Source organism: Halomonas sp. TP35 (genome assembly GCF_052375975.1).
GTDB classification, from domain to species: Bacteria; Pseudomonadota; Gammaproteobacteria; order Pseudomonadales; family Halomonadaceae; genus Vreelandella; species Vreelandella citrativorans.
Genome location: NZ_JBQSUZ010000031.1, coordinates 1 through 5,856, shown reverse-complemented (window position 1 = coordinate 5,856; position 5,856 = coordinate 1). Strand labels below are relative to the sequence as shown.

The following is a 5,856-nucleotide window of genomic DNA, read 5'->3' as shown; positions in this document are numbered from 1 at the left end:
TTTCGGTATCATATCGCTGAGTATGCTTTTTTTCTCGACCTCGTCTACCGCATCGGCAAGTTCGATACTTTCACTCTCAGGCGCTTCCAACTGTTCCAATGGCTCTACTGTTTCTTTTTTCTTTCTATTAAAAAAACCAAACCGGGTCGGTTCGCTGGCGGTCGTTTTTTTGATTTTACTATCCAACGCTAAAAACGCTCCCTCCTCTCTTAAAAAGACGTATTTATCTTTGGCGTCAAAATAACAGATGTTGCCGCCATGAATATTCTCGGACTTTTTCTCTGAGCCATCCAACGACACAACGGTAACGCTACCTTTTACTACCAAAACTGCCTCAACGGCTTCTTTCTTAATATCGACGAACCGCTCCGAGTCGACCACGCTGGCCCCTTCGGGCAGATTAAGCCCCGCTTCACCGGCCAACAGCGCTAGAAGATCTATACTTTTCATTGGCACCCCCTAAAACAAAAAAAGGGCCGATATATGCTATCGGCCCTCTATTACTTACTTTAGATCGATTAACCCAGCAGAGACAGAACGTTCTGCGGAATCTGGTTGGCCTGTGCCAGTACGGAAGTGCCAGCCTGCTGCAGGATCTGAGCCTTGGTCATGTTGGCATCTTCGATGCGCGAACGGGCAGAAGACAGGTTTTGGATCGCACCCAAGTCAGAACGCAGGGTATCAACCTGGCTAAGGGCTTCTACTGCATTAGCCTGTGAGATAAGCCCTTGGCTAGCCTCTCCAGCATTCTTGATGTAGACAACGTCACCATCAGCATCCGCGGTTACCTGGCCACCGGTATCAACACTGTAAGCATTACCGTCAACCGTCAGTGAAGAGCCGGTGTAGCTAGCACCTGCACTTTTCAGGTCAATTTCACGGGCATTTTCGTTGGTGCCAGAGGTAGTAAAATTGGTACCTGCGTCAAAAGCGGAAGAGCCGTCCAGAGTACTGACATTATCGCATCGGCACCATTAGCATCAGTTGAAGCCGAGATAGAGACTACAACTTCCTGTCCCTCAATGGTCGCTGAGTAAGTCGCATTACCAAAGCCTTCAGTATCTGTACCCGCTGTATCGCGTGTCCATGACGTTCCGCCTACAGTGACACTATCTCCCTGTTCCAAGCCCGCAAAAGCGTTGGCAAAAGCGGTAGCTTGTTCCGTATTCGCGGGATCACCAGCGGCTACGTTGTCAGAGGCAGAGGTAATATTACCTGTGGTTTGACTGACGTAAAGCTGGTCTCCGCCGGCTGTTGTGACTTTTCCGTTTGAAATATCAACCTGAACAGCCGCATTAGCGCCTTCAGCACCAGTGCCATCAAATACACTGACCTCGTATTCTGATTCACCTGACGCGCCGAAATCGCTTACCAGCGTTTGCAGGTCAGCAGCTTGATCGCCGCTGACAGTAAAGTTATTCAGGCCCAACGAAGTAGCATCAACACGCTGCAGATCAATACTGATTGCTTCGTTGTCATTTGCACCGACTTGAATTTTTAGGCCACCGTCTTGCTGCAGCACTTTAACGCCGTTGAAATCAGTTTGTTCTGAGATACGATTGATTTCATTTAGACGCTGACCGATTTCATTCTGAATGGAGGTCAGGTCGTCTGCCGAGTTCGTACCGTTCTGTGCTTGAACAGTCAATTCACGTACGCGCCTTCAGCAGTCTGGGCAACGGAGATACCGTCGTTAGCATTACGCTGTGCTTGTGACAGACCGGTAATCTGGGAAGTCATACGGTTGGCGATGGCCTGACCCGCCGCATCATCCTTGGCACTGTTGATGCGCAGGCCGGAGGACAGACGCTCCATAGAGGTGATTTGGACAGATTAGACTGGCCAATCATGGAGGTGATGTTGGTATTGATCACTGACATGGAATGATTCCCCTTTTTAAAAGACTGGCCATGTGGCCCGCTATTCGGCGCGTTGATCGCCGTTATAGTTATTAACGGCGCAGCGGAGGGAATCTTTAGGGGAAAGTAGTAAAAAATTATGTAATTTTTGGTAACGAGGGGATTATCAACATTCGACACAAGGCACGTGGTGGCAGGTGCTTTGTGGGAGATACGTTTATGCTGATTCTTGTGGAGGCTGAGGTTACCCGGCGCTAGCTGCCATATTGGCCTATAGAGCTGCGTTACTCAACCCCGGCAGCGCGGGGCGCTGCGTTGCGGGTGGTTTCTCACAATGAGCGGGGCAGCGGTTTTGTGGGAGCTGAGTTTACTCGGCGATGGCGGCGCTAGCCGCCCTTACCCCGGCAGCGCTGCGCACTGCATTGCGGGTGCGCTTCGCTTACCGCGCACTACATTTGTGCCGTTGGCCTATAACGTGTGCTGTGTTAGCCAACCCCCGGCAGCGCGGGGCGCTGCTTTCTCAGTCAGTGCTTACCTTCGATACGCAGTTTTGCAATATCATGAATAGATAGGCCCGTCGCTTCGGAAATCTGCTCATCATTTAGCACTCCAAACGATAAGAGGTGGCGTACCGTTTCACGCTTTTCTTGTAACGCGTACTTCTCAGCCTCTTGACGACCTTCTTGGCGACCTTCTTGGCGACCTTCTTGGCGACCTTCTAGCCGCTCTTTCTTCACCAGGTTTTCCAGGTTTTCTGCCAACATGTTTTTATCCTCCACCAAACTTGTAAGCGCTTCCAGGTTGATGCCTGCGCCAAGCCGTTGCAGGTGGCGCTTCACCCAGCGCGTAATGATTGGGTCAATGCGCGGTTTATGGGGGTCTGCCTGAATGATCGCGACAATGCGGTCAACCGCTTGTTGCAGGCTTTCCCAGCTCGTGGCCGCGTTTTCAATGCTAAATATACCGCTTAGAGGGCTGTGACGCTGCGCTAGTTCCTCATCAGTGTAAGCACCTTCATCAATTAAATAATAGCGCAGATGCGGCTGGTAAGGCTGTAAAAAGACGGGTGGCGTAGGCTGCACCATGTCGTATATATCATGCTTGGCTGACCAGCGTTCTGTCCCGTTATATAACACAACAGGGAACACGGGCGGCAAGCCTTTACCGGGCGTGGTCGCTTTCGCTTTTAGCAAATGGTCATAGAAGCAGGCAACGTAGTGCATCAGCCGAATGGGCATTGTGCGGTCGACCCGGGATTGAAACTCAAGTAACAGGTAGAGGTAGACCTCCTGGATAGCCCCTTGCCAGTTCACCTGCATCGACCAGACCAGATCTTCAAACTTCTCTTCAAAAAGCGGTGTGATGTAATTGCCACTATGGAGTTTTAATGTGCTGAAATCCATCAGCTCAGAGATTTCTGGCGGGGCAAAGCCTTCAAGCAGTTGTTGAACAAATTCAGGGTAGCTGAAAAGTTCTTTATAGCCAGTGTCGTAGTGATTAGCCATGGGCCCTCCTGCGCAGTACCGGGGATGTTAGCATGGCCGCGCAAGGGCGATCACTTTTGAGGCCTGGCAAGACAGGTTGTAGAAGCTGAGTTACTCGGCGATGGCGGCGCTAGCCGCCCTTGCTCAACCACGCTCATAACAAACGCGCCTTACTGAGTAAATAGCGCTTCCAGGCTATCAGCGACAAGCACTTGCTCCGACCAAACGGCTAGCTGCTCAGGCGTTGCTTTTTGCAGCTGTTCATCCACCCAATTGGGTAATTGGCCAAATCTAAAGACAAGCAGATTCCTAAAAATTTTTCGCTTTGTCTCTTGATAACCTTCCTCATAGCCCTCTTGATACGCTTTCAGGCGCTCTTTTCTCAAGAGATTTTCCAGGTTTTCTGCCAGCATGTCTTTGTCCTCCACCAGACTGGTGAGCGTTTCAAGATTAACGCCTGCGCCAAGCCGCTGCAGGTGGCGCTTCACCCAGCGGGTAATGATTGGGGCAATGCGCGGTTTTCGAAGCGGAGCCAGTGGTTTTGTGGGAGCTGAGTTTACTCGGCGATGGCGGCGCTAGCTGCCCTTACCCCGGCAGCGCTATGCGCTGCATTGCGGGTGCGCTTCGCTTACCGCGCACTACATTTGTGCCGTTGGCCTATAGGGTGTGCTGTGTTAGCCAACCCCCGGCAGCGGTTTTGTGGGAGCTGAGTTTACTCGGCGATGGCGGCGCTAGCTGCCCTTACCCCGGCAGCGCTGTGCGCTGCATTGCGGGTGCGCTTCGCTTACCGCGCACTACATTTGTGCAGTGGTGGCGGCGTTAGCCGCCCTTGCTCCAGCAGCACTATGGGGCTGCTTCATTCGCTCCTACAAGGGCCTGGGTGGGGTTACTACTAGCGGCCTAGCTGGGCATCCAGCGCATCAAACTGCTGGGTCAGGTACGAACTCATGTTGTTCATCTGTGATATCATAACGTCCAGCTGGCCGAACTGGGTGCGGTAGCGGGAAAGAGTGCCTTCAATGCTTTTTTCCATGCGCGCATAGCGTTCATCCAGGCTTTTTACGTTGCTCTCAGCACCTGTAATGGCACCTTTAAGCACGCCGTTACTGCTGGTCATCTGATCAATGGAGCTGTTTAACTTACCGGCTAAACCACCGTCTTTATTATCGCCCGCAAAAAACGCGCTTAGCGCCTGCGGGTCATTGGCGATTAAGTTATCGAGCTTTTCATCATCAACTTCCAGCTTACCGCTAAGAGTAGTGCCAGCCTCTAAGGTAATGCCCAGTTGGCTCAGCGTAGAAAGCTCGCCGCCTTCCCCCCCCCCGGTAAGCACGCTACGCAGGCGAGACTCAATCGTGCGCAAGGTACGATCACCCAGTAGCTCTCCTGCTGTTCCACTTTCAGCGTTGAAGCTAGTGAGCCCGTTAGTCGTATCTTTTAAATCGTTATACGCGTCGACAAAATCGTTGATCGCTTCGCGCTGCTTTAGGGTATCGCGCTCAATGTTGACCGTGCTGGTCGCTTTTTCGCCTTCGGCAATGCTTAGCTCACCCAGGTTAAGCGTTACCCCTTGAATAGCATCCTCCACCTGGTTACTGGCACTGGTAATCGTGATGCCGTTCACCGTTAAAGAAGCATTTTGCCCCTGCTGCTTGGCGCCAGCTTCTTCCGCTTTGCCGAATGGGCCTGCTCCACCTACAAATTCAAAGCTATCAATGGATGCGTCTGCCCCCGTGACTTTGGAACTGAGTGCCAAGCGGTAGCCATCGCCGTCATTAATAATCATGGCGTTAACACCGGCGTCTTTATTGGCATTAATTGCATCACGAATATCGTTTAGCGAGCTGTTGGCATCAAGCTCGATATCGACCGGCTTGCTCTCACTACCTACAAAATTTAGCCTGATAGCGGTCGCACCGTTTAGCTCCAATGGATCTGAGGTTTCCTCTATCTCAGTAATACTCTCAGAGGCAAGCGAGCCGTATGTCGCGACCTGGCTAACTTCTACCTGGTAGCTGCCCGGCAGCGCGTTCGCCGAGGTAGTGGCTTTTATATCATCGCCACGCACATTGGCGGAAAGGCTTTGATAAAGCTTTGGGTCGTTAATCTTGGCCACCGCATCGTTAAATGCGTTGAGCGACGTTTGCAACTGCCCGTAAGCGGAAATTTTGGCTTCTTGATCGGCTTTTTGCTGCGTAATCGGCTCAAGCTTACCGCGCTCGGCATCTTGAAGCTCATCCAGCAAACCGGTGAGATCTAACCCTGAACCAACACCAAGGGAGGTAATTGTTGCCATCAGTACAGTCCTCGCAGACAAAAAACATGAATTCTATAAACTCTATCGGCCGAAAAGGAATTAACTTTAGCCCTTATGCGCTCGTATTTGATAACCCTAGCCGAATTACTGAGTAGCGCCTACCCACCTCCCAAACCACACGCTTGTGCTTTCAAACCTCACGGCACATTATGTATTGCTTATACAAGTATTGGCTGGCTGCCATCATTTGTATTTC

6 protein-coding genes and 1 pseudogene are annotated in these 5,856 nt (G+C 51.5%); 1 reads left to right on the top strand and 6 read right to left on the bottom strand.

Features of this window, described 5'->3' with window-relative positions; all coding sequences use genetic code 11:
• From ACT3RU_RS17840 to ACT3RU_RS17820, 5 genes and pseudogenes are all read right to left on the bottom strand, one after another.
• The coding region (locus ACT3RU_RS17840) for a hypothetical protein (protein ID WP_483392971.1) at positions 1–450 on the bottom strand (450 nt) is incomplete at its 3' end.
• A 68-nt stretch (positions 451–518) separates the two neighbouring features.
• On the bottom strand, positions 519–665 hold the full coding sequence (locus tag ACT3RU_RS17835; RefSeq protein WP_483392970.1) for a flagellin: 147 nt from the start codon (positions 663–665) through the stop codon (positions 519–521).
• Positions 666–865: 200 nt separating this feature from the next.
• Positions 866–1,815 (bottom strand): annotated as a pseudogene (locus tag ACT3RU_RS17830) (flagellin N-terminal helical domain-containing protein).
• 568 nt (positions 1,816–2,383) lie between these two features.
• Positions 2,384–3,364: an Rpn family recombination-promoting nuclease/putative transposase gene (locus ACT3RU_RS17825; protein ID WP_483392969.1), complete on the bottom strand. Its 981-nt coding sequence runs from the start codon at positions 3,362–3,364 to the stop codon at positions 2,384–2,386.
• Positions 3,365–3,513: 149 nt separating this feature from the next.
• On the bottom strand, positions 3,514–3,831 hold the full coding sequence (locus ACT3RU_RS17820; protein WP_192528702.1) for a hypothetical protein: 318 nt from the start codon (positions 3,829–3,831) through the stop codon (positions 3,514–3,516).
• A gap of 53 nt (positions 3,832–3,884) precedes the next feature.
• Here ACT3RU_RS17820 and ACT3RU_RS17815 point away from each other — a divergent pair, with 53 nt between their 5' ends.
• Complete coding sequence (locus tag ACT3RU_RS17815) at positions 3,885–4,166, top strand: hypothetical protein (RefSeq protein ID WP_483392968.1); 282 nt, start codon at positions 3,885–3,887, stop codon at positions 4,164–4,166.
• Between the two features lie 69 nt (positions 4,167–4,235).
• On the opposite strand, the gene fliD is transcribed toward ACT3RU_RS17815, so the two are convergent.
• Positions 4,236–5,639: a flagellar filament capping protein FliD gene (gene fliD, locus ACT3RU_RS17810; protein ID WP_483392967.1), complete on the bottom strand. Its 1,404-nt coding sequence runs from the start codon at positions 5,637–5,639 to the stop codon at positions 4,236–4,238.
• Positions 5,640–5,856 lie beyond the last annotated feature (217 nt).

Excerpts from the sequence above, each read along its gene's own strand:
- ACT3RU_RS17825 (WP_483392969.1), bottom strand. The coding sequence starts at position 3,364 with ATGGCTAATCACTACGACACTGGCTATAAAGAACTTTTCAGCTACCCT.
- fliD (WP_483392967.1), bottom strand. The coding sequence starts at position 5,639 with ATGGCAACAATTACCTCCCTTGGTGTTGGTTCAGGGTTAGATCTCACC.